This is a genomic window from Salmonella sp. SAL4457, from assembly GCF_046548235.1.
Lineage (GTDB): Bacteria > Pseudomonadota > Gammaproteobacteria > Enterobacterales > Enterobacteriaceae > Salmonella > Salmonella enterica.
Window position 1 is genome coordinate 407,775 of sequence record NZ_JBGDZO010000005.1, and the last position, 21,432, is coordinate 429,206.

At 50.8% G+C, this 21,432-nt stretch carries 37 protein-coding genes and 1 pseudogene; 32 read left to right on the forward strand and 6 right to left on the reverse strand.

What is annotated here, in order from left to right:
- Nucleotides 1-13: 13 nt before the first annotated feature.
- The 25 genes and pseudogenes from rplV to ACLJNW_RS18165 all read left to right on the forward strand — a co-directional run.
- Nucleotides 14-346, forward strand: coding sequence for a 50S ribosomal protein L22 (gene rplV, locus ACLJNW_RS18045; protein WP_000447529.1), 333 nt, complete (start codon nucleotides 14-16; stop codon nucleotides 344-346).
- Nucleotides 347-363: 17 nt separating this feature from the next.
- Nucleotides 364-1,065: a 30S ribosomal protein S3 gene (gene rpsC, locus ACLJNW_RS18050; protein ID WP_000529945.1), complete on the forward strand. Its 702-nt coding sequence runs from the start codon at nucleotides 364-366 to the stop codon at nucleotides 1,063-1,065.
- Nucleotides 1,066-1,077: 12 nt separating this feature from the next.
- On the forward strand, nucleotides 1,078-1,488 hold the full coding sequence (gene rplP, locus ACLJNW_RS18055; RefSeq protein ID WP_000941208.1) for a 50S ribosomal protein L16: 411 nt from the start codon (nucleotides 1,078-1,080) through the stop codon (nucleotides 1,486-1,488).
- Nucleotides 1,488-1,679 (forward strand): 50S ribosomal protein L29, encoded by a 192-nt coding sequence (rpmC, locus tag ACLJNW_RS18060; protein WP_000644742.1) that lies wholly within the window; start codon nucleotides 1,488-1,490, stop codon nucleotides 1,677-1,679. Before rplP ends, rpmC begins: the two co-directional genes overlap by 1 nt.
- Nucleotides 1,679-1,933 carry a 30S ribosomal protein S17 gene (gene rpsQ, locus ACLJNW_RS18065; RefSeq protein ID WP_000130101.1) on the forward strand — a complete coding sequence of 85 codons (255 nt, stop codon included), beginning with the start codon at nucleotides 1,679-1,681 and terminating at the stop codon, nucleotides 1,931-1,933. The genes rpmC and rpsQ overlap by 1 nt, the downstream gene beginning before the upstream one ends.
- A gap of 163 nt (nucleotides 1,934-2,096) precedes the next feature.
- Nucleotides 2,097-2,468, forward strand: coding sequence for a 50S ribosomal protein L14 (gene rplN, locus ACLJNW_RS18070; RefSeq protein WP_000613954.1), 372 nt, complete (start codon nucleotides 2,097-2,099; stop codon nucleotides 2,466-2,468).
- 10 nt (nucleotides 2,469-2,478) lie between these two features.
- On the forward strand, nucleotides 2,479-2,793 hold the full coding sequence (gene rplX, locus ACLJNW_RS18075) for a 50S ribosomal protein L24 (protein ID WP_000729185.1): 315 nt from the start codon (nucleotides 2,479-2,481) through the stop codon (nucleotides 2,791-2,793).
- A gap of 14 nt (nucleotides 2,794-2,807) precedes the next feature.
- Complete coding sequence (gene rplE / locus ACLJNW_RS18080; RefSeq protein ID WP_001096206.1) at nucleotides 2,808-3,347, forward strand: 50S ribosomal protein L5; 540 nt, start codon at nucleotides 2,808-2,810, stop codon at nucleotides 3,345-3,347.
- 14 nt (nucleotides 3,348-3,361) lie between these two features.
- Complete coding sequence (rpsN, locus tag ACLJNW_RS18085) at nucleotides 3,362-3,667, forward strand: 30S ribosomal protein S14 (RefSeq protein WP_001118932.1); 306 nt, start codon at nucleotides 3,362-3,364, stop codon at nucleotides 3,665-3,667.
- A 33-nt stretch (nucleotides 3,668-3,700) separates the two neighbouring features.
- Nucleotides 3,701-4,093 carry a 30S ribosomal protein S8 gene (rpsH, locus tag ACLJNW_RS18090; protein WP_000062611.1) on the forward strand — a complete coding sequence of 131 codons (393 nt, stop codon included), beginning with the start codon at nucleotides 3,701-3,703 and terminating at the stop codon, nucleotides 4,091-4,093.
- 12 nt (nucleotides 4,094-4,105) lie between these two features.
- Complete coding sequence (gene rplF, locus ACLJNW_RS18095) at nucleotides 4,106-4,639, forward strand: 50S ribosomal protein L6 (RefSeq protein ID WP_024154486.1); 534 nt, start codon at nucleotides 4,106-4,108, stop codon at nucleotides 4,637-4,639.
- A gap of 9 nt (nucleotides 4,640-4,648) precedes the next feature.
- A complete protein-coding gene (gene rplR / locus ACLJNW_RS18100; protein ID WP_000358956.1) occupies nucleotides 4,649-5,002 on the forward strand; it encodes a 50S ribosomal protein L18 in 354 nt (117 codons plus the stop codon).
- A gap of 14 nt (nucleotides 5,003-5,016) precedes the next feature.
- Complete coding sequence (rpsE, locus tag ACLJNW_RS18105; RefSeq protein WP_000940121.1) at nucleotides 5,017-5,520, forward strand: 30S ribosomal protein S5; 504 nt, start codon at nucleotides 5,017-5,019, stop codon at nucleotides 5,518-5,520.
- Between the two features lie 3 nt (nucleotides 5,521-5,523).
- Nucleotides 5,524-5,703 carry a 50S ribosomal protein L30 gene (rpmD, locus tag ACLJNW_RS18110; protein WP_001140434.1) on the forward strand — a complete coding sequence of 60 codons (180 nt, stop codon included), beginning with the start codon at nucleotides 5,524-5,526 and terminating at the stop codon, nucleotides 5,701-5,703.
- Nucleotides 5,704-5,706: 3 nt separating this feature from the next.
- On the forward strand, nucleotides 5,707-6,141 hold the full coding sequence (gene rplO / locus ACLJNW_RS18115; protein WP_001238917.1) for a 50S ribosomal protein L15: 435 nt from the start codon (nucleotides 5,707-5,709) through the stop codon (nucleotides 6,139-6,141).
- A 7-nt stretch (nucleotides 6,142-6,148) separates the two neighbouring features.
- Complete coding sequence (gene secY / locus ACLJNW_RS18120) at nucleotides 6,149-7,480, forward strand: preprotein translocase subunit SecY (protein ID WP_001118864.1); 1,332 nt, start codon at nucleotides 6,149-6,151, stop codon at nucleotides 7,478-7,480.
- Nucleotides 7,481-7,511: 31 nt separating this feature from the next.
- A complete protein-coding gene (gene rpmJ / locus ACLJNW_RS18125; protein ID WP_000868187.1) occupies nucleotides 7,512-7,628 on the forward strand; it encodes a 50S ribosomal protein L36 in 117 nt (38 codons plus the stop codon).
- A 146-nt stretch (nucleotides 7,629-7,774) separates the two neighbouring features.
- Nucleotides 7,775-8,131, forward strand: a complete 357-nt coding sequence (gene rpsM / locus ACLJNW_RS18130; RefSeq protein ID WP_000090780.1) for a 30S ribosomal protein S13 — start codon at nucleotides 7,775-7,777, stop codon at nucleotides 8,129-8,131.
- A 16-nt stretch (nucleotides 8,132-8,147) separates the two neighbouring features.
- Entirely contained in the window at nucleotides 8,148-8,537 is a 390-nt protein-coding gene (gene rpsK / locus ACLJNW_RS18135; RefSeq protein ID WP_001029758.1) for a 30S ribosomal protein S11, read from the forward strand.
- A 33-nt stretch (nucleotides 8,538-8,570) separates the two neighbouring features.
- The gene (rpsD, locus tag ACLJNW_RS18140) at nucleotides 8,571-9,191 is read left to right on the forward strand and encodes a 30S ribosomal protein S4 (RefSeq protein ID WP_000135226.1); all 621 of its coding nucleotides are present in this window, start codon (nucleotides 8,571-8,573) and stop codon (nucleotides 9,189-9,191) included.
- A gap of 25 nt (nucleotides 9,192-9,216) precedes the next feature.
- Nucleotides 9,217-10,206, forward strand: coding sequence for a DNA-directed RNA polymerase subunit alpha (locus tag ACLJNW_RS18145; RefSeq protein WP_001162094.1), 990 nt, complete (start codon nucleotides 9,217-9,219; stop codon nucleotides 10,204-10,206).
- Between the two features lie 40 nt (nucleotides 10,207-10,246).
- The gene (gene rplQ / locus ACLJNW_RS18150; protein ID WP_001216370.1) at nucleotides 10,247-10,630 is read left to right on the forward strand and encodes a 50S ribosomal protein L17; all 384 of its coding nucleotides are present in this window, start codon (nucleotides 10,247-10,249) and stop codon (nucleotides 10,628-10,630) included.
- 107 nt (nucleotides 10,631-10,737) lie between these two features.
- Nucleotides 10,738-11,106 carry a DUF1992 domain-containing protein gene (locus ACLJNW_RS18155; protein ID WP_000266515.1) on the forward strand — a complete coding sequence of 123 codons (369 nt, stop codon included), beginning with the start codon at nucleotides 10,738-10,740 and terminating at the stop codon, nucleotides 11,104-11,106.
- 10 nt (nucleotides 11,107-11,116) lie between these two features.
- A complete protein-coding gene (gene zntR, locus ACLJNW_RS18160) occupies nucleotides 11,117-11,542 on the forward strand; it encodes a Zn(2+)-responsive transcriptional regulator (protein WP_000285585.1) in 426 nt (141 codons plus the stop codon).
- A gap of 58 nt (nucleotides 11,543-11,600) precedes the next feature.
- Nucleotides 11,601-11,804, forward strand: a pseudogene (locus ACLJNW_RS18165) (alternative ribosome-rescue factor A); the annotation flags it as partial.
- Between the two features lies 1 nt (nucleotide 11,805).
- Here the strand turns inward: ACLJNW_RS18165 and mscL are convergent.
- The 5 genes from mscL to def all read right to left on the reverse strand — a co-directional run bounded on the left by mscL (nucleotide 11,806) and on the right by def (nucleotide 16,572).
- Complete coding sequence (gene mscL / locus ACLJNW_RS18170) at nucleotides 11,806-12,219, reverse strand: large-conductance mechanosensitive channel protein MscL (protein WP_000008119.1); 414 nt, start codon at nucleotides 12,217-12,219, stop codon at nucleotides 11,806-11,808.
- Nucleotides 12,220-12,360: 141 nt separating this feature from the next.
- The gene (trkA, locus tag ACLJNW_RS18175; RefSeq protein WP_000691374.1) at nucleotides 12,361-13,737 is read right to left on the reverse strand and encodes a Trk system potassium transporter TrkA; all 1,377 of its coding nucleotides are present in this window, start codon (nucleotides 13,735-13,737) and stop codon (nucleotides 12,361-12,363) included.
- Between the two features lie 21 nt (nucleotides 13,738-13,758).
- A complete protein-coding gene (rsmB, locus tag ACLJNW_RS18180; protein ID WP_024154487.1) occupies nucleotides 13,759-15,048 on the reverse strand; it encodes a 16S rRNA (cytosine(967)-C(5))-methyltransferase RsmB in 1,290 nt (429 codons plus the stop codon).
- Between the two features lie 51 nt (nucleotides 15,049-15,099).
- Nucleotides 15,100-16,047, reverse strand: coding sequence for a methionyl-tRNA formyltransferase (fmt, locus tag ACLJNW_RS18185; protein WP_001727352.1), 948 nt, complete (start codon nucleotides 16,045-16,047; stop codon nucleotides 15,100-15,102).
- Between the two features lie 15 nt (nucleotides 16,048-16,062).
- Nucleotides 16,063-16,572, reverse strand: coding sequence for a peptide deformylase (def, locus tag ACLJNW_RS18190; protein WP_000114987.1), 510 nt, complete (start codon nucleotides 16,570-16,572; stop codon nucleotides 16,063-16,065).
- Nucleotides 16,573-16,703: 131 nt separating this feature from the next.
- Between def and dprA the strand changes: the two genes are divergently transcribed.
- The 6 genes from dprA to ACLJNW_RS18220 are packed head-to-tail and all read left to right on the forward strand — an operon-like array spanning nucleotide 16,704 to nucleotide 20,496.
- Entirely contained in the window at nucleotides 16,704-17,828 is a 1,125-nt protein-coding gene (gene dprA, locus ACLJNW_RS18195; RefSeq protein ID WP_000124531.1) for a DNA-protecting protein DprA, read from the forward strand.
- On the forward strand, nucleotides 17,800-18,273 hold the full coding sequence (gene smg / locus ACLJNW_RS18200; protein WP_000460663.1) for a DUF494 family protein Smg: 474 nt from the start codon (nucleotides 17,800-17,802) through the stop codon (nucleotides 18,271-18,273). Before dprA ends, smg begins: the two co-directional genes overlap by 29 nt.
- Before the next feature lie 26 nt (nucleotides 18,274-18,299).
- A complete protein-coding gene (locus tag ACLJNW_RS18205) occupies nucleotides 18,300-18,842 on the forward strand; it encodes a type I DNA topoisomerase (RefSeq protein WP_001129708.1) in 543 nt (180 codons plus the stop codon).
- A gap of 4 nt (nucleotides 18,843-18,846) precedes the next feature.
- A complete protein-coding gene (tsaC, locus tag ACLJNW_RS18210) occupies nucleotides 18,847-19,419 on the forward strand; it encodes an L-threonylcarbamoyladenylate synthase type 1 TsaC (protein ID WP_001063613.1) in 573 nt (190 codons plus the stop codon).
- Between the two features lie 4 nt (nucleotides 19,420-19,423).
- Entirely contained in the window at nucleotides 19,424-20,242 is an 819-nt protein-coding gene (gene aroE / locus ACLJNW_RS18215) for a shikimate dehydrogenase (protein WP_000451205.1), read from the forward strand.
- A complete protein-coding gene (locus ACLJNW_RS18220; protein WP_001070571.1) occupies nucleotides 20,239-20,496 on the forward strand; it encodes a DUF1488 domain-containing protein in 258 nt (85 codons plus the stop codon). The genes aroE and ACLJNW_RS18220 overlap by 4 nt, the downstream gene beginning before the upstream one ends.
- On the opposite strand, the gene ACLJNW_RS18225 is transcribed toward ACLJNW_RS18220, so the two are convergent.
- Nucleotides 20,472-21,026, reverse strand: a complete 555-nt coding sequence (locus tag ACLJNW_RS18225) for a gamma carbonic anhydrase family protein (RefSeq protein ID WP_001285640.1) — start codon at nucleotides 21,024-21,026, stop codon at nucleotides 20,472-20,474. The two genes, ACLJNW_RS18220 and ACLJNW_RS18225, sit on opposite strands and share 25 nt — an antisense overlap.
- Before the next feature lie 113 nt (nucleotides 21,027-21,139).
- Here ACLJNW_RS18225 and ACLJNW_RS18230 point away from each other — a divergent pair, with 113 nt between their 5' ends.
- Entirely contained in the window at nucleotides 21,140-21,292 is a 153-nt protein-coding gene (locus ACLJNW_RS18230; protein ID WP_023209247.1) for a hypothetical protein, read from the forward strand.
- Nucleotides 21,293-21,432: the final 140 nt, after the last annotated feature.

A 21,432-nucleotide genomic window follows, 5' to 3' on the forward strand; every position in this document is an offset into this window, starting at 1 on the left:
GTAGGAGGAAGAGATGGAAACTATCGCTAAACATCGCCATGCTCGTTCTTCTGCTCAGAAGGTTCGCCTTGTTGCTGACCTGATTCGCGGTAAGAAAGTGTCGCAGGCTCTGGATATTCTGACCTACACCAACAAGAAAGCGGCTGTACTGGTCAAGAAAGTTCTGGAATCTGCCATTGCTAACGCTGAACACAACGATGGCGCTGACATTGACGATCTGAAAGTTACGAAAATTTTCGTAGACGAAGGCCCGAGCATGAAGCGCATTATGCCGCGTGCAAAAGGTCGTGCAGATCGCATCCTGAAGCGCACCAGCCACATCACTGTGGTTGTGTCCGATCGCTGAGACTCTGGAGACTAGCAATGGGTCAGAAAGTACATCCTAATGGTATTCGCCTGGGTATTGTAAAACCATGGAACTCTACCTGGTTTGCGAACACCAAAGAATTCGCTGACAACCTGGACAGCGATTTTAAAGTACGTCAGTACCTGACGAAGGAACTGGCTAAAGCGTCTGTATCTCGTATCGTTATCGAGCGTCCGGCTAAGAGCATCCGTGTGACTATTCACACCGCTCGCCCGGGTATCGTTATCGGTAAAAAAGGTGAAGACGTAGAAAAACTGCGTAAGGTCGTAGCGGATATCGCTGGCGTTCCTGCACAGATCAACATCGCCGAAGTTCGTAAACCTGAACTGGACGCTAAACTGGTTGCTGACAGCATCACTTCTCAGCTGGAACGTCGCGTTATGTTCCGTCGTGCGATGAAGCGTGCTGTACAGAACGCCATGCGTCTGGGCGCTAAAGGTATCAAAGTTGAAGTTAGCGGCCGTCTGGGCGGCGCGGAAATCGCACGTACCGAATGGTACCGCGAAGGTCGCGTACCGCTGCACACTCTGCGTGCTGACATCGACTACAACACCTCTGAAGCGCACACCACTTATGGTGTAATCGGCGTTAAAGTGTGGATCTTCAAAGGCGAGATCCTGGGTGGTATGGCTGCTGTTGAACAACCGGAAAAACCGGCTGCTCAACCGAAAAAGCAGCAGCGTAAAGGCCGTAAATAAGGAGCGTCGCTGATGTTACAACCAAAGCGTACAAAATTCCGTAAAATGCACAAAGGCCGCAACCGTGGTCTGGCTGCAGGCGCGGATGTTAGCTTCGGCAGCTTCGGCCTGAAAGCTGTTGGCCGTGGTCGTCTGACTGCCCGTCAGATCGAAGCAGCACGTCGTGCTATGACCCGTGCAGTTAAGCGTCAAGGTAAGATCTGGATCCGTGTATTCCCGGACAAACCGATCACTGAAAAGCCGCTGGCAGTGCGTATGGGTAAAGGTAAAGGTAACGTGGAGTATTGGGTTGCCTTGATTCAGCCGGGTAAAGTCCTGTATGAAATGGACGGCGTACCGGAAGAGCTGGCCCGTGAAGCATTCAAGCTGGCAGCAGCGAAACTGCCGATTAAAACCACCTTTGTAACTAAGACGGTGATGTAATGAAAGCAAAAGAGCTGCGTGAGAAGAGCGTTGAAGAGCTGAACACCGAGCTACTGAACCTGCTGCGTGAGCAGTTCAACCTGCGTATGCAGGCTGCAAGTGGCCAGCTGCAACAGTCTCACCTGTTGAAGCAAGTGCGTCGTGATGTCGCACGCGTTAAGACTTTACTGACTGAGAAGGCGGGTGCGTAATGACCGATAAAATCCGTACTCTGCAAGGTCGCGTGGTTAGCGACAAAATGGAGAAATCCATTGTTGTTGCTATCGAACGTTTTGTGAAACACCCGATCTACGGTAAATTCATCAAGCGTACGACCAAAATGCACGTACATGACGAGAACAACGAATGCGGTATCGGCGACGTGGTTGAAATCCGCGAATGCCGTCCGCTGTCCAAGACCAAATCCTGGACTCTGGTTCGCGTTGTAGAGAAAGCGGTTCTGTAATACAGTACGCATTCTCAACGAATAAACGGCTCAGCGATGGGCCGTTTATTTTTTCTACCCATATCTGATTTGCGGTGTTATAATGCCGCGCCCTCGATATGGGGTTTTTTTAACGACCTGATTTTCGGGTCTCAGTAGTAGTTGACATTAGCGGAGCACTAAAATGATCCAAGAACAGACTATGCTGAACGTCGCCGACAACTCCGGTGCACGTCGCGTAATGTGTATCAAGGTTCTGGGTGGCTCGCACCGTCGCTACGCAGGCGTAGGCGACATCATTAAGATCACCATCAAAGAAGCGATTCCGCGTGGTAAGGTCAAAAAAGGTGATGTGCTGAAGGCGGTAGTGGTGCGCACCAAGAAGGGTGTTCGTCGCCCGGACGGTTCTGTCATTCGCTTCGATGGTAATGCATGCGTTATTTTAAACAATAACAGCGAGCAGCCTATCGGTACGCGTATTTTTGGGCCGGTAACTCGTGAACTTCGTAACGAGAAGTTCATGAAAATTATCTCTCTGGCACCAGAAGTACTCTAAGGAGCGAATCATGGCAGCGAAAATCCGTCGTGATGACGAAGTTATCGTGTTAACCGGTAAAGATAAAGGTAAACGCGGTAAAGTTAAGAATGTCCTGTCTTCCGGCAAGGTCATTGTTGAAGGTATCAACCTGGTTAAGAAACACCAGAAGCCGGTTCCGGCTCTGAACCAACCGGGCGGCATCGTTGAAAAAGAAGCTGCAATTCAGGTTTCTAACGTTGCAATCTTCAATGCGGCAACCGGCAAGGCTGACCGTGTAGGCTTTAGATTCGAAGACGGCAAAAAAGTCCGTTTCTTCAAGTCTAACAGCGAAACTATCAAGTAATTTGGAGTAGTACGATGGCGAAACTGCATGATTACTACAAAGACGAAGTAGTTAACAAACTCATGACTGAGTTTAACTACAATTCTGTCATGCAAGTCCCTCGGGTCGAGAAGATCACCCTGAACATGGGTGTTGGTGAAGCGATCGCTGACAAGAAACTGCTGGATAACGCAGCAGCAGACCTGACAGCAATCTCCGGTCAAAAACCGTTGATCACCAAAGCACGCAAATCTGTTGCAGGCTTCAAAATCCGTCAGGGCTATCCGATCGGCTGTAAAGTAACTCTGCGTGGCGAACGCATGTGGGAGTTCTTTGAGCGCCTGATCACTATTGCTGTTCCTCGTATCCGTGACTTCCGTGGCTTGTCCGCTAAGTCATTCGACGGTCGTGGTAACTACAGCATGGGTGTCCGTGAGCAGATCATCTTCCCAGAAATCGACTACGATAAAGTCGACCGCGTTCGTGGTTTGGATATTACCATTACCACTACTGCGAAATCTGACGAAGAAGGCCGTGCTCTGCTGGCTGCCTTTGACTTCCCGTTCCGCAAGTAAGGTAGGGTTACTAAATGGCTAAGCAATCAATGAAAGCACGCGAAGTAAAACGCGTAGCTTTAGCTGATAAATACTTCGCGAAACGCGCTGAACTGAAAGCGATCATCTCTGATGTGAACGCAACCGACGAAGATCGTTGGAATGCGGTTCTTAAGCTGCAGACTCTGCCGCGTGATTCCAGCCCGTCACGTCAGCGTAACCGCTGCCGTCAAACTGGTCGTCCGCACGCTTTCCTGCGGAAGTTCGGGTTGAGCCGTATTAAGGTCCGTGAAGCCGCTATGCGCGGTGAAATTCCGGGTCTGAAAAAGGCTAGCTGGTAATTGTCACCAATTGAATCACGGGAGTAAAGACAGATGAGCATGCAAGATCCGATCGCGGATATGCTGACCCGTATCCGTAACGGTCAGGCCGCGAACAAAGCTGCGGTCACCATGCCTTCCTCCAAGCTGAAAGTGGCAATTGCCAACGTGCTGAAGGAAGAAGGTTTTATTGAAGATTTTAAAGTTGAAGGCGACACCAAGCCGGAACTGGAACTGACTCTTAAGTATTTCCAGGGTAAAGCTGTTGTAGAAAGCATTCAGCGTGTCAGCCGCCCAGGTCTGCGCATCTACAAACGTAAAGATGAGCTGCCGAAAGTTATGGCCGGTCTGGGTATCGCAGTTGTTTCTACCTCTAAAGGTGTTATGACTGATCGTGCAGCGCGCCAGGCTGGTCTTGGTGGCGAAATTATCTGCTACGTAGCCTAATCGGAGGAAAAAATGTCTCGTGTTGCTAAAGCACCGGTCGTTGTTCCTGCCGGCGTTGATGTCAAAATCAACGGTCAGGTTATTACGATCAAAGGTAAAAACGGCGAGCTGACTCGTACTCTCAACGATGCTGTTGAAGTTAAACATGCAGATAATGCACTGACCTTCGGTCCGCGTGATGGTTACGCAGACGGTTGGGCACAGGCTGGTACCGCGCGTGCCCTGCTGAACTCAATGGTTATCGGTGTTACCGAAGGCTTCACTAAGAAGCTGCAGCTGGTTGGTGTAGGTTATCGTGCAGCGGTTAAAGGGAATATAGTAAACCTGTCTTTAGGTTTCTCTCACCCGGTTGACCATCAGCTGCCGGCAGGTATTACTGCTGAATGTCCGACTCAAACTGAAATCGTGCTGAAAGGCGCTGATAAGCAGGTGATCGGCCAGGTTGCAGCAGATCTGCGCGCCTACCGTCGTCCTGAGCCTTACAAAGGCAAGGGTGTTCGTTACGCCGACGAAGTCGTGCGTACCAAAGAGGCTAAGAAGAAGTAAGGTAACACTATGGATAAGAAATCTGCTCGTATCCGTCGTGCGACCCGCGCACGCCGCAAGCTCAAAGAGCTGGGCGCAACTCGCCTGGTGGTACATCGTACCCCGCGTCATATTTACGCACAGGTAATTGCACCGAACGGTTCTGAAGTTCTGGTAGCTGCTTCTACTGTAGAAAAAGCTATCGCTGAACAACTGAAGTACACCGGTAACAAAGACGCGGCTGCAGCTGTGGGTAAAGCTGTCGCTGAACGCGCTCTGGAAAAAGGCATCAAAGATGTGTCCTTTGACCGTTCCGGGTTCCAATATCATGGTCGTGTCCAGGCACTGGCAGATGCTGCCCGTGAAGCTGGCCTTCAGTTCTAAGGTAGAGGTGTAAGATGGCTCACATCGAAAAACAAGCTGGCGAACTGCAGGAAAAGCTGATCGCGGTAAACCGCGTATCTAAAACCGTTAAAGGTGGTCGTATTTTCTCCTTCACAGCTCTGACTGTAGTAGGCGATGGTAACGGTCGCGTAGGTTTTGGTTACGGTAAAGCGCGTGAAGTTCCAGCAGCGATCCAGAAAGCGATGGAAAAAGCCCGTCGCAATATGATTAACGTCGCGCTGAACAACGGCACCCTGCAGCACCCGGTTAAAGGTGTTCACACGGGGTCTCGTGTATTCATGCAGCCAGCTTCCGAAGGTACCGGTATCATCGCCGGTGGTGCAATGCGCGCCGTTCTGGAAGTTGCTGGGGTTCATAACGTTCTGGCTAAAGCATACGGTTCCACCAACCCGATCAACGTGGTTCGTGCAACTATTGATGGCCTGGAAAATATGAATTCTCCAGAAATGGTCGCTGCCAAGCGTGGTAAATCCGTTGAAGAAATTCTGGGGAAATAAACCATGGCAAAGACTATTAAAATTACTCAAACCCGCAGTGCAATCGGTCGTCTGCCGAAACACAAGGCAACGCTGCTTGGCCTGGGTCTGCGTCGTATTGGCCACACCGTAGAGCGCGAGGATACTCCTGCTGTTCGTGGTATGGTCAACGCGGTTTCCTTCATGGTTAAAGTTGAGGAGTAAGAGATGCGTTTAAATACTCTGTCTCCGGCCGAAGGCTCCAAAAAGGCGGGTAAACGCCTGGGTCGTGGTATCGGTTCTGGCCTCGGTAAAACCGGTGGTCGTGGTCACAAAGGTCAGAAGTCTCGTTCTGGCGGTGGCGTACGTCGCGGTTTCGAGGGTGGTCAGATGCCTCTGTACCGTCGTCTGCCGAAATTCGGCTTCACTTCTCGCAAAGCAGCGATTACAGCCGAAGTTCGTCTGTCTGACCTGGCGAAAGTAGAAGGCGGCGTTGTAGACCTGAACACGCTGAAAGCGGCAAACATTATCGGTATCCAGATCGAGTTCGCGAAAGTGATCCTGGCTGGCGAAGTCACTACTCCGGTAACTGTTCGTGGCCTGCGTGTTACTAAAGGCGCTCGTGCTGCTATCGAAGCTGCTGGCGGTAAAATCGAGGAATAAGTAGCAGATGGCTAAACAACCGGGATTAGATTTTCAAAGTGCCAAAGGTGGCTTAGGTGAGCTGAAACGCAGACTGCTGTTTGTTATCGGCGCGCTGATTGTGTTCCGTATTGGCTCTTTTATTCCGATCCCTGGTATTGATGCCGCTGTACTTGCCAAACTGCTTGAGCAACAGCGAGGCACCATCATTGAAATGTTTAACATGTTCTCTGGTGGTGCTCTCAGCCGTGCTTCTATCTTTGCCCTGGGGATCATGCCGTATATTTCGGCGTCGATCATTATCCAGCTGTTGACGGTGGTTCATCCAACGCTGGCAGAAATTAAGAAAGAAGGGGAGTCTGGTCGTCGTAAGATCAGCCAGTACACCCGTTACGGTACTCTGGTGCTGGCGATATTCCAGTCGATCGGTATTGCTACCGGTTTGCCGAATATGCCTGGTATGCAGGGCCTGGTGATGAATCCAGGCTTTGCATTCTATTTCACCGCTGTTGTAAGTCTGGTTACAGGGACGATGTTCCTGATGTGGCTCGGCGAACAGATTACTGAGCGCGGTATCGGTAACGGTATCTCAATCATCATCTTCGCTGGTATCGTTGCGGGACTCCCGCCAGCCATTGCCCATACTATCGAGCAAGCGCGTCAAGGCGACCTGCACTTCCTCGTGTTGCTGTTGGTTGCAGTATTAGTATTTGCAGTGACGTTCTTTGTAGTATTCGTTGAACGTGGTCAACGCCGTATTGTGGTAAACTACGCCAAACGTCAGCAAGGTCGTCGTGTCTATGCTGCACAGAGCACACATTTACCGCTGAAAGTGAATATGGCGGGGGTAATCCCGGCAATCTTCGCTTCCAGTATTATTCTGTTCCCGGCGACCATCGCGTCATGGTTCGGGGGCGGTACTGGTTGGAACTGGCTGACAACAATTTCGCTGTATTTGCAGCCTGGGCAACCGCTTTATGTGTTACTCTATGCGTCTGCAATCATCTTCTTCTGTTTCTTCTACACGGCGTTGGTTTTCAACCCGCGTGAAACAGCAGATAACCTGAAGAAGTCCGGTGCATTTGTACCAGGAATTCGTCCGGGAGAGCAAACGGCGAAGTATATCGATAAAGTAATGACCCGCCTGACCTTGGTTGGTGCGCTGTATATTACCTTTATCTGCCTGATCCCGGAGTTCATGCGTGATGCAATGAAAGTGCCGTTCTACTTCGGTGGGACCTCACTGCTTATCGTTGTTGTCGTGATTATGGACTTTATGGCTCAAGTGCAAACTCTGATGATGTCCAGTCAGTATGAGTCTGCATTGAAGAAGGCGAACCTGAAAGGCTACGGCCGTTAATTGGTCGCCTGAGAAGTTACGGAGAGTAAAAATGAAAGTTCGTGCTTCCGTCAAGAAATTATGCCGTAACTGCAAAATCGTTAAGCGTGATGGTGTCATCCGTGTGATTTGCAGTGCCGAGCCGAAGCATAAACAGCGCCAAGGCTGATTTTTTCGCATATTTTTCTTGCAAAGTTGGGTTGAGCTGGCTAGATTAGCCAGCCAATCTTTTGTATGTCTGTACGTTTCCATTTGAGTATCCTGAAAACGGGCTTTTCAGCATGGTACGTACATATTAAATAGTAGGAGTGCATAGTGGCCCGTATAGCAGGCATTAACATTCCTGATCAGAAACACGCCGTGATCGCGTTAACTTCGATCTACGGTGTCGGCAAGACCCGTTCTAAAGCCATCCTGGCTGCAGCGGGTATCGCTGAAAATGTTAAGATCAGTGAGCTGTCTGAAGAACAAATCGACACGCTGCGTGACGAAGTTGCCAAATTTGTCGTTGAAGGTGATCTGCGCCGTGAAATCAGCATGAGCATCAAGCGCCTGATGGATCTTGGTTGCTATCGCGGTTTGCGTCATCGTCGTGGTCTCCCGGTTCGCGGTCAGCGTACCAAGACCAACGCTCGTACCCGTAAGGGTCCGCGCAAACCGATCAAGAAATAATCGGGGTGATTGAATAATGGCAAAGGCACCAGTTCGCGCACGTAAACGTGTAAGAAAACAAGTCTCTGACGGCGTGGCTCATATCCATGCTTCTTTCAACAACACCATCGTGACTATTACCGATCGTCAGGGTAATGCGCTGGGTTGGGCAACAGCCGGTGGTTCCGGTTTCCGTGGTTCTCGCAAATCCACTCCGTTTGCAGCTCAGGTTGCAGCAGAGCGTTGCGCTGACGCCGTGAAAGAATACGGTATCAAGAATCTGGAAGTTATGGTTAAAGGTCCGGGTCCAGGCCGCGAATCTACTATTCGTGCTCTGAACGCCGCTGGTTTCCGCATCACTAATATTACTGATGTGACTCCGATCCCTCATAACGGTTGTCGTCCGCCGAAAAAACGTCGCGTATAACGCTTCGTTTTCCAGGTTAGTTGGAGAAAGAAAATGGCAAGATATTTGGGTCCTAAGCTCAAGCTGAGCCGTCGTGAGGGCACCGACTTATTCCTTAAGTCTGGCGTTCGCGCGATCGATACCAAGTGTAAAATTGAACAAGCTCCTGGCCAGCACGGTGCGCGTAAGCCGCGTCTGTCTGACTATGGTGTGCAGTTGCGTGAAAAGCAAAAAGTTCGCCGCATTTACGGTGTGCTGGAGCGTCAGTTCCGTAACTACTACAAAGAAGCAGCACGTCTGAAAGGCAACACCGGTGAAAACCTGTTGGCTCTGCTGGAAGGTCGTCTGGACAACGTTGTATACCGTATGGGCTTCGGCGCCACTCGTGCAGAAGCACGTCAGCTGGTTAGCCATAAAGCAATTATGGTAAACGGTCGTGTTGTTAACATCGCTTCTTATCAGGTTAGTCCGAATGACGTTGTTAGCATTCGTGAGAAAGCGAAGAAGCAGTCTCGCGTGAAAGCCGCTCTGGAGCTGGCTGAGCAGCGTGAAAAGCCAACCTGGCTGGAAGTTGATGCTGGCAAGATGGAAGGTACGTACAAGCGTAAGCCTGAGCGTTCTGATCTGTCTGCGGACATTAACGAACACCTGATCGTCGAGCTTTACTCCAAGTAAAGCTTAGTACCAAAGAGAGGACACAATGCAGGGTTCTGTGACAGAGTTTCTAAAACCGCGCCTGGTAGATATCGAGCAAGTGAGTTCGACGCACGCCAAGGTGACCCTTGAGCCTTTAGAGCGTGGCTTCGGCCATACTCTGGGTAACGCACTGCGCCGTATTCTGCTCTCATCGATGCCGGGTTGCGCGGTGACCGAGGTTGAGATTGATGGTGTACTACATGAGTACAGCACCAAAGAAGGCGTTCAGGAAGACATCCTGGAAATCCTGCTCAACCTGAAAGGGCTGGCGGTGAGAGTTCAGGGTAAAGATGAAGTTATTCTTACCTTGAATAAATCTGGCATTGGCCCTGTGACTGCAGCCGATATCACCCATGATGGGGATGTCGAAATCGTCAAGCCGCAGCACGTGATCTGCCACCTGACCGATGAAAACGCGTCTATTAGTATGCGTATCAAAGTTCAGCGCGGTCGTGGTTATGTGCCGGCTTCTACCCGAATTCATTCGGAAGAAGATGAGCGCCCAATCGGCCGTCTGCTGGTCGACGCCTGCTACAGCCCTGTAGAGCGTATTGCCTACAATGTTGAAGCAGCGCGTGTAGAACAGCGTACCGACCTGGACAAGCTGGTCATCGAAATGGAAACCAACGGCACAATCGATCCTGAAGAGGCGATTCGTCGTGCGGCAACCATCCTGGCTGAACAACTGGAAGCTTTCGTTGATTTACGTGATGTACGTCAACCGGAAGTGAAAGAAGAGAAACCAGAATTCGATCCGATCCTGCTGCGCCCTGTTGACGATCTGGAATTGACTGTCCGCTCTGCTAACTGCCTCAAGGCAGAAGCTATCCACTATATCGGTGATCTGGTACAGCGTACCGAGGTTGAGCTTCTTAAGACGCCTAACCTGGGTAAAAAATCTCTTACCGAGATTAAAGACGTGCTGGCTTCCCGTGGACTGTCTCTGGGTATGCGCCTGGAAAACTGGCCACCGGCAAGCATCGCTGACGAGTAACCGGATCACAGGTTAAGGTTTTACTGAGAAGGATAAGGTCATGCGCCATCGTAAGAGTGGTCGTCAACTGAACCGCAACAGCAGCCATCGCCAGGCTATGTTCCGCAACATGGCAGGTTCACTGGTTCGTCATGAAATCATCAAGACGACCCTGCCTAAAGCGAAAGAGCTGCGTCGCGTAGTTGAGCCGCTGATTACTCTTGCCAAGACTGATAGCGTTGCTAATCGTCGTCTGGCATTCGCCCGTACTCGTGATAACGAGATCGTGGCAAAACTGTTTAACGAGCTGGGCCCGCGTTTCGCGAGCCGCGCCGGTGGTTACACTCGCATTCTGAAGTGTGGCTTCCGTGCAGGCGACAACGCGCCGATGGCATACATCGAGCTGGTTGATCGTTCAGAGAAAACAGAAGCTGCTGCAGAGTAATCTGTAGTAACGTAAAAAAACCCGCTTCGGCGGGTTTTTTTATATCCTCCTGAACCCCACATATCTACAATAATTGTATTCTTTTCGTTCAATCCCTGGAGCGACGTATGTGGTTACTTGACCAGTGGGCAGAGCGTCATATTATCGAGGCACAGCGTAAAGGCGAGTTTGATAATTTGCCTGGCCGTGGCGAGCCACTTATTCTGGATGATGATTCTCATGTGCCGGCGGAACTTCGTGCGGGTTATCGCTTACTCAAGAATGCGGGCTGTCTTCCCCCTGAACTGGAGCAGCGCAGAGACGCTATTCAGTTACTTGATATCCTCAACAGTATCCGGGAAGATGACCCTCGATACCATCAGGTTAGTCGCCAGCTCTCCCTGCTTGAACTAAAACTTCGGCAGGCTGGGTTGAGTACCGACTTTTTACACGGTGAGTATGCAGAAAAACTGCTGCATAAAATCAACGATAATTAACGGAGCTTGTATGTATCGCATTGGTGAGCTGGCAAAGCTGGCAGACGTAACGCCTGATACCATTCGCTACTATGAAAAACAGCAGATGATGGATCATGAGGTACGTACTGAAGGCGGGTTTCGTCTATATACCGAAAACGATCTGCAGCGTCTCAAGTTTATTCGTTATGCGCGACAGTTGGGTTTCACGCTCGACTCGATCCGCGAGCTTTTATCGATCCGAATTGATCCTGAGCACCATACCTGTCAGGAATCAAAAAGTATTGTGCAAGAGCGATTGCAGGAGGTTGAAGCCAGGATTGCGGAACTGCAAACGATGCAGCGTTCGTTACAAAGGCTTAATGATGCTTGTTGCGGAACGGCCCACAGTAGCGTCTATTGTTCCATTCTGGAAGCCCTGGAACAGGGGGCCAGTGGAGCGAAATCAGGATGTTGATTTATTGAACCGGCGGGGCTACACTCGCGCCGTATAATTTATACAAACGGGAGATATTATGAGTCGTTATCAACATAAGAAAGGGCAGATAAAGGACAATGCCATTGAGGCATTACTGCACGATCCCCTTTTCAGGCAACGCGTTGAAAAAAATAAGAAAGGCAAAGGAAGTTATCTGCGTAAAGGTAAACACGGTAATCGAGGGAACTGGGAGGCCAGTGGCAAGAAAGTAAGTAACTTTTTTACCACTGGCCTTCTGCTTATTAAGAACGGTTATTTTGTTCTTTCAGCAGATCGCGGATTTCGCCCAATAACACTTCCTCTTTAGAAGGCGCTGGCGGAGCTGCCGGCTCTTCTGCTTTTTTACGGTTGAGTCTGTTGATAAGCTTAATGGCAACAAAGATAGCAAAGGCCACAATCACAAAATCAAATACGTTCTGGATAAACACGCCGTAATGCATGACGACCGCCGGAATATCTCCCTGCGCTTCGCGTAACGTAAAAGCAAATTGTTTAAAGTCGATCCCGCCGATTAACAATCCCAACGGCGGCATAATGATATCGGCAACCAGTGAAGAAACAATCTTACCGAATGCCGCGCCAATAATGACACCCACTGCCAAATCCACAACATTCCCGCGCATCGCGAATTCGCGAAATTCTTTAATAAAACTCATTTTTATTCTCCCTATGCAGCTGACGTTATAAGTTTAACAAATGCTAAGGCATTTTCCATTTACGGCTTCTGTTTAGCGAAATAAATTAAACCTTGATAAATAAAGGGAATTAAAAAGGGCGCTGAATGAGCGCCCCTTAAATTAGAGGAAGAAAGGACTTGGCTGGAACAGACGTTCGACGTCGGTAATAAACTTTTTATCGGTCAAAAACATAATGACGTGATCGCCTTGTTCAATGCGCAAATTGTCATTAGCAATCATGACATCATTACCACGAACGACCGCGCCAATAATGGTGCCTGGCGGCAGTTTTATTTCGTCAATGACGCGGCCAACCACGCGGGAAGTGCTTTCATCACCGTGCGCGACGGCTTCGATGGCTTCGGCAACCCCGCGACGCAGTGAGGAAACGCCGACGATATCCGCTTTACGCACATGGCTCAGTAATGCAGAGATGGTGGCCTGCTGCGGAGAAATCGCAATATCTATAACGCTACCCTGCACAAGATCGACATAAGCTCGACGCTGAATCAGCACCATCACTTTTTTGGCGCCCATCCGCTTGGCCAACATCGCGGACATGATATTGGCTTCATCATCGTTAGTGACCGCGATAAAGAGATCGACCTGATCAATATGCTCCTCCGCCAGCAATTCCTGATCGGAAGCGTCGCCAAAAAAGACGATCGTGTTTTGCAGTTTCTCAGCCAGTTCTGCGGCGCGTTGTTGATCGCGTTCGATCAATTTAACGCTATAGTCTTTTTCCAGACGCCTTGCCAGCCCGGCGCCGATATTGCCGCCGCCCACCAGCATGATGCGCTTGTAGGGTTTTTCCAGACGCTGTAATTCGCTCATTACTGCACGGATATGCTGTGAAGCCGCAATAAAGAAGACTTCATCCCCTGCTTCTACGATAGTCGAGCCCTGAGGACGGATTGGTCTGTCATGACGGAAAATTGCGGCAACGCGGGTATCGATATGCGGCATATGCTCTCGCATTGTCGAGAGCGCGTTACCTATTAGTGGACCACCATAGTAGGCTTTAACTACTGCCAGACTGACTTTCCCTTCGGCAAAGTTTACAACCTGTAATGCTCCCGGATACTCGATCAGGCGATAAATATTATCGATAACCAACTGCTCCGGCGCGATCAAATGATCAATCGGAACCGCTTCAGAATGAAAGAGTTTATCCGCATCGCGAACATAGTCCGGGGAACGAATGCGGGCGATACGGTTTGGGGTGTTGAAGAGTGAATAGGCTACCTGACAGGCAACCATATTAGTTTCATCTGAACTGGTGACAGCGACCAGCATATCCGCATCGTCAGCGCCCGCTTCGCGCAACACGCGGGGATGCGAACCATGCCCCTGAACTACGCGTAGATCGAACTTATCTTGCAAACTGCGTAACCGTTCGCCGTTGGTATCAACCACCGTGATGTCGTTGTTTTCGCCGACCAGGTTTTCCGCCAGTGTTCCGCCAACTTGCCCTGCGCCCAGTATGATAATTTTCATCAGTCGTGGCCCGTTATCTCATCACTTCTTGATTAGCTTAGCGTAAAAGAACCCATCACCTTCTTCGCCGCCCGGCAGATTCTGTTGTCCTGGCTGATCAGGTGTTCCCGTTTCGCTGAGCGCGGCATCGGGAGTGCGTTGTAAAAAGGTTTTGATCTGATCGCGGTTTTCTTCCGGCAGTACGGAACAGGTGGCGTAAACCAGCGTCCCGCCGGGCTTCAGGCGCGGCCAGACGGCATCAAGAATTTCCGCCTGTAATTGCGTCAGTTCCGCGATATCGCGATCGCGACGCAGCCATTTGATATCTGGATGACGGCGAATGACGCCGGTTGCGGAGCAGGGCGCATCCAGCAGAATACGGTCAAACTGCTGCTCGCCGCACCATTGGGCGGGATAACGTCCATCCCCTTGTTTAACTGTCGCTTTCATCCCAAGACGCTTTAGGTTGTCGTAAACGCGGGAGAGTCGTTGTTCATCAATATCAACCGCCACCACGTCTGCTTCGGGGGCCACTTCGAGAATATGCGTGGTTTTACCGCCGGGCGCGGCGCACAAGTCTAAAATGTGCTCACCGTTCTGAGGAGCGAGAAAAACCGCACATCCCTGCGCAGAGGCATCCTGGACAGTTACCCAACCCTCAGCAAAACCGGGTAAAGCATGTACCGGAGCTGGCGTTTCCAGACGTACAGCGTCGGGATAATCGGGATGGGGATATCCCTTCATGCCTGCGTCTTCAAGTAAGCCAAGCCAACCGTCGCGGGTGTGGTGTGTACGATTTACACGTAGCCACATCGGTGGACGCTGGTTATTCGCTTCAATAATGCGTTGCCACTGTGTGGGGTAAGCATTTTGCAAACGCTTTACCAGCCAACCTGGATGTAAAAAGCGCGCATCGCTGGTCGCAAACTCATTAAGCAACGTTTCCTGCTGGCGCTGGAACTGGCGCAGGACGCCGTTAATTAACCCTTTCAACTGCGGACGTTTGATGGAGACCGCGCCTTCAACGGTTTCAGCCAGCGCCGCATGGGGAGGAACGCGGGTGTACAGCAACTGATAAAAACCGACCATAATTAAGTAATGCACTGTACGCTGCTTGCCGGTCATTGGACGAGACATCAGCTTATTGATCAGCCATTCCAGCTGTGAAAGAGTTCGCAGGACGCCAAAGCACAGCTCCTGAAGTAACGCTTTGTCTTTATCGGCGACTTTTTGTTGCAGCGGCGGGAGCACATTACTTAATGATTGTCCCTGCTCGACGACCAGTTCAACGGCCTGTGCTGCCAGACTACGTAAATTGTTTTGTTTTTTCATATGTATAAAATAAAAATGCCCGGTAACACCGGGCTTATAAAGACGTGACCGTCAGGCAAGACGGTTACCAGGAATAAACCATTCCCGGCGTGAATTTAACAGATCCTGGGCGCTCATCGCTTTTTTGCCGGCAGGCTGAAGCGAAAGCAAATTTAATATCCCCTTGCCTGTTGCAACCTGAATGCCCTGTTTCGTCGCGGCCAGAATGGTTCCCGGCAGCGACTGCGTGGCGTCCTCAATGACGGACGCCTGCCAGACTTTTACCGGCTGGCCGTCGATTTCCAGCCAGCTCATTGGCCACGGATTAAAGGCGCGAATGCAACGCTCCAGCTGTGCTGCGGAGAGAGACCAGTCGATACGCGCTTCTTCTTTACTGAGCTTTTCCGCATGAGTGACCAGCGCTTCATTCTGCGCTTCAGGCGCCGCTGTGCCGTCCGCCAGTTGTTTTAGTGTGGTAATTAACCCCTGCGGGCCAAGTTCAGCCAACTTATTATACAGTGAGCCACTGGTATCTTCTGCGGTAATCGGGCACGCAAGTTTATACAGCATGTCGCCGGTATCCAGCCCTACATCCATCTGCATAATTGTGACGCCGGTTTCCGCATCGCCTGCCCAGAGTGAGCGCTGAATAGGCGCCGCGCCGCGCCAGCGTGGAAGCAGCGAACCGTGAACGTTGATACATCCGAGACGGGGCATATCCAGCACTGCCTTTGGGAGAATCAGACCATATGCTACGACAACCATGACGTCGGCATGTAAGTCAGCAACCAGATGCTGGTTTTCCTGAGGACGAAGCGACACGGGCTGGAAAACGGGCAGGCCTTTTTCTTCCGCCAGCACTTTTACCGGGCTGGGCATCAACTTTTTGCCGCGACCTGCTGGACGATCGGGTTGGGTAAATACGCCGACAACGTTATGTCCAGAAGTTAACAGCGCGTCGAGATGACGCGCTGCAAAGTCAGGTGTACCCGCAAAAATAATACGTAGTGAATCTGACACGTTGGTTCTTGTCCTTTAAGCCCGGGCGTTCAGGCGGTCGAGTTTTTCTACTTTCTGACGAATACGTTGTTGCTTCAGCGGCGACAAATAATCGATAAACAGTTTACCGACCAGATGATCCATCTCATGCTGAATGCAAATTGCCAGCAAACCATCCGCTTCAAGCTCAAACGGGTTGCCGTCGCGATCCAGCGCGCGGATTTTCACTTTCTCGGCGCGCGGGACTAAAGCGCGCTGTTCCGGAATCGACAGACAGCCTTCTTCTATACCCGTTTCGCCACTTTTCTCCAGCAATTCCGGGTTAATGAGTACCAGGCGCTCGTCGCGGTTTTCCGAAACGTCAATCACGATGATCCGCTGGTGGATATCGACCTGCGTTGCGGCCAGACCGATACCTTCTTCCGCGTACATCGTTTCGAACATATCATCGACGATACGCTGAATTTCTGCATTCACTTCTTCAACCGGCTTTGCGACTTTGCGAAGGCGCTCGTCCGGAATATGTAACACTTGCAAAACTGACATAATTATCCAGAGTTGTGTTCAGGAGTTGAAAAGATTATTACCTCTATTCTAGACAAATCCCCACCTGATTGACAGCATCAGTGACCAATCGCAAAGATTGTTCAGACTGCTTGTGGCAGGGGAGGGAAAGGATGGCCCGTACCGAAATTTGGTTACGTTTAATGTACGTCGGCGACCTTTATGGCGAGGCGATGTTGAACATGGCGAACTCGCTTATTCGCCAGCCTCAGATAAATCGCACGCACCTTCAGGAGGCTGGTCTTACCGCGCGGCAAGCTGAACGTTTTTTACAGCTTCCAGCAGGTGTGCTTGATGAGACATTACGCTGGCTTGAACTACCGCAGCACCATTTTCTGTGTGCGGATAGTGAGATTTATCCTCCCCAACTGCGTGCTATTGACGATTATCCCGGCGCTATTTTTATTGACGGCGATCCTGCCTGTCTGCATACCTGCCAACTTGCCGTCGTAGGGAGCCGGAGCCACTCCTGGTATGGGGAACGTTGGGGACGTCTGCTTTGCGAAAGCCTTGCGAAAAGCGGTTTGACGATCACCAGCGGCCTTGCCCGGGGAATTGATGGCGTAGCACACAACGCCGCGGTGAGTATGGGGGGAAAAAGTGTAGCGGTGTTAGGGAATGGCTTAGCAAAGATTTATCCTCGCCGACATGCCATGCTGGCTGAAAACTTGATTGCCACTGGCGGCGCAGTGGTCTCAGAATTTCCGCTTTCAACGCCTCCGCTACCGCAAAATTTTCCTCGCAGAAACCGTATCATCAGCGGACTGAGCAAAGGCGTACTGGTGATTGAGGCGGCGTTGCGCAGCGGTTCGTTGGTGACGGCGCGCTGCGCGCTTGAACAGGGGCGGGACGTTTTTGCATTACCAGGTCCTATCGGTAGTCCGGGAAGCGAAGGCACGCACTGGTTAATTAAACAAGGGGCTACGCTTGTGACGACGCCGGAGGATATTCTGGAAAATTTGCAATACGGCTTACACTGGTTGCCAACTACGGCGGAAAATTCACTTTATTCACTAAATCAGGATGAGGCGGCATTGCCATTTCCTGAGCTCCTGGCTAACGTAGGAGATGAGGTAACACCTGTTGACGTCGTCGCTGAACGTGCCGGCCAACCTGTGCCAGCGGTAGTGGCTCAGCTACTCGAACTGGAGTTAGCAGGATGGATCGCAGCTGTACCCGGCGGCTATGTCCGATTAAGGAGGGCAAGCCATGTTCGACGTACTAATGTATTTGTTTGAAACATACATCCATAACGAAGCCGAGCTGCGCGTGGATCAGGACAGACTGGAGCGTGATCTCACCGACGCTGGGTTTGATCGCGAAGACATCTACAATGCGCTGCTGTGGCTGGAAAAACTCGCTGACTATCAGGATGGCCTCGCGGAACCCATGCAACTTGCTTCCGACCCTCTTTCAATGCGCATTTATACGGTTGAAGAGTGTGAAAGGCTTGATGCCAGTTGCCGGGGGTTCCTGTTATTCCTTGAGCAGATTCAGGTGCTAAACCTCGAAACACGAGAAATGGTGATTGAGCGTGTGCTGGCGCTGGATACCGCAGAGTTTGACCTGGAAGACTTGAAATGGGTTATTTTGATGGTGTTATTCAACATTCCGGGCTGTGAAAACGCCTATCAGCAAATGGAAGAATTACTCTTTGAGGTAAATGAAGGTATGCTGCATTGATAGGTGTTAATGCTGCATGAGTGAATATGGCTAAATCAGCACTGTTTTCGGTGCGTAAAAATGAGCCCTGCCCGCAGTGCGGGGCCGAACTGGTAATTCGTTCCGGGAAACATGGTCCGTTTCTCGGCTGTTCTCGTTATCCGGAATGCGATTACGTTCGTCCGCTGAAAAGTCAGGCGGACGGACATATCGTTAAAATTCTGGAGGGGCAACTGTGTCCTGAGTGTGGCGCCGTACTGGTGCTGCGTCAGGGGCGCTTTGGCATGTTCATCGGATGCAGTCAGTATCCGCAATGTGAACATACAGTGGTTATTGATAAACCGGATGAAACGGCGATTGCCTGTCCAGCCTGCCAGCAAGGACATTTGGTCCAGCGCCGTTCTCGTTACGGAAAAATCTTTCATTCCTGCGATCGCTACCCGGAATGTCAGTTCGTCATTAACTTCACACCGGTTGCGGGGGAATGCCCCGAGTGCCATTATCCGCTACTCATCGAAAAGAAAACCGCGCAGGGCGTGAAGCGCTTTTGCGCCAGTAAACAATGTGGAAAGCCGGTTCCGGTGGAATAAACAAGTGAATAATAACCTGCCAACAGGATCTATCGCCGCAGCGGTAGATCTCCTGAATAAAGAAAATGTCATCGCTTATCCAACAGAAGCCGTTTTCGGCGTCGGCTGCGATCCCGATAGTGAAACAGCCGTTACGCGCCTGCTGGCGTTAAAACAACGGCCCGTCGATAAGGGACTCATTTTGATTGCCGCCAGCTTTGAGCAGTTAAAACCTTATATTGATGACAGCATACTTACCGCCGCACAGCGTAAAGCGGTATTTGATTGCTGGCCCGGGCCGGTAACGTTTGTTTTTCCTGCGCCCGCGACAACGCCGCGGTGGCTCACGGGACGTTTTGATTCCCTGGCCGTTCGTGTTACCAACCACCCGCTGGTGGTCGCGCTATGCAATGCGTATGGCAAACCGCTGGTTTCCACCAGCGCCAATCTGAGCGGATTACCGCCATGTCGTACCGTTGAAGAGGTGCGTGCGCAATTTGGTGATGATTTTCCGGTGGTTGAAGGCGCAACGGGTGGGCGTCTAAATCCTTCAGAAATTCGCGATGCTCTGACGGGCGAACTGTTTCGACAGGGGTAATATGATGGAAACCTATGCTGTTTTTGGAAATCCGATTGCGCACAGCAAATCGCCATTTATTCATCAGCAATTTGCTCAGCAGCTAGATATTGTTCACCCCTATGGTCGCGTGCTGGCCCCTATTAATAATTTCATTAATACGCTTGATGCCTTTTTCGCGGCAGGGGGAAAAGGCGCAAACATCACAGTACCTTTTAAAGAGGAGGCGTTTGCGCGATCGGATGAGTTAACGGAACGAGCATCGCTGGCGGGAGCAGTCAATACATTAAAGCGGCTGGAAGATGGTCGTTTGCTTGGCGACAATACTGACGGTATCGGTTTATTAAGCGATCTCAAACGTTTAAATTTTATCCGCCCAGGATGGCGTATTTTGCTGATTGGCGCGGGCGGCGCATCCCGGGGCGTGCTGTTACCTCTGCTTTCTTTGGATTGCGCGGTCACTATCACCAACCGTACAGCTTCACGTGCCGAAGCGTTGGCGAAAATCTTTGCTCATACCGGCAGCGTTCATGCCACGGATATGGACAAGCTGGATGGTTGTGAGTTTGACCTGATTATTAATGCGACCTCCAGCGGCATACGGGGCGAAATCCCGGCGATTCCGGCGTCACTTATTCACCCTTCCCTCTGTTGCTATGACATGTTCTATCAAAAAGGGAATACGCCATTTCTCTCCTGGTGTGTACAACAGGGCGCAAAACGCTACGCAGATGGGCTGGGAATGCTGGTGGGGCAGGCTGCACATGCCGTTTTGCTTTGGCACGGTGTATTACCGCAGGTCGAGCCAGTGATTGAGCTGCTACAGCAGGAATTATTAGCGTGAACCAGGCCATACAATTTCCTGACCGCGAAGAATGGGATACTGCCGCCAGTGCTATCATCTTTCCCGCCCTGGTTAATGGGATGCAACTCACGTGTGCAATAAAAAAAGATGTACTGGCGTATCGCTTTGGTGGAGAAACAGCGGAGCAATGGCTGGCCATTTTTCGTGAGTATCGCTGGGACCTGGAAGAAGAGGCGGAAGCATTAATCCTGGCCCAGCAGGAAGATGATCACGGTTGGATATGGTTATCCTGAGAAAGATAGTCGTCTTTCCACTTTACATAGTTATTGGCGGAGTACTGCAGGCCCGATCTCTCAGCATCGCTCAAGGGGCGGATCTGTTTTACCGGACTGCCAAGATATAAATAGCCGCTTTCCAGCCGTTTGTGCTGCGGCACCAGGCTTCCCGCGCCAATCATTACGTCATCTTCTATTATCGCGCCATCCAGCACAATGGAGCCCATACCGACCAGTACGCGGTTACCGATGGTACAGCCGTGCAGCATAACTTTATGGCCAACGGTAACATCTTCGCCAATGATTAATGGGTTGCCGTGTGGATTGGATGAAGACTTGTGGGTTACGTGAAGAACGCTGCCATCCTGAATGTTCGTACGAGCCCCTATCGCAACGTAATTCACATCGCCGCGAATCACCACAAGCGGCCAGATCCCGACATCATCCGCCAGACGGACATCGCCAATAACCACGCTGCTGGTATCGATCATCACGCGCTGACCGATACCAGGAAAAAGATTCTTATAAGGACGTAATGTGTCAGACATGTCTACCTCATCATAAATGAATAGTCATGAAGACTTTGGTTGCTTTAACGGCGTTGTGCAAGGGGAGATAGCATCAAAAAATCGCCACTTTGCGCAGGAATGGAGCGAAAGGGATGAAAAATCAACAAACAGAAAAAAAGATCCAAAAAACGCTTGTGCAAAAAAATGGGATCCCTATAATGCGCCTCCATCGACACGGCGGATGTGAATCACTTCACACAAACAGCCGGTCGGTTGAAGAGAAAAATCCTGAAAATCAGGGTTGACTCTGAAAGAGGAAAGCGTAATATACGCCACCTCGCGACGGTGAGCTGAAAGCCGCGTCGCACCTGCTCTTTAACAATTTATCAGACAATCTGTGTGGGCACTCGAAGATACGGATTCTTGACGTCCTCGGACGAAAAAT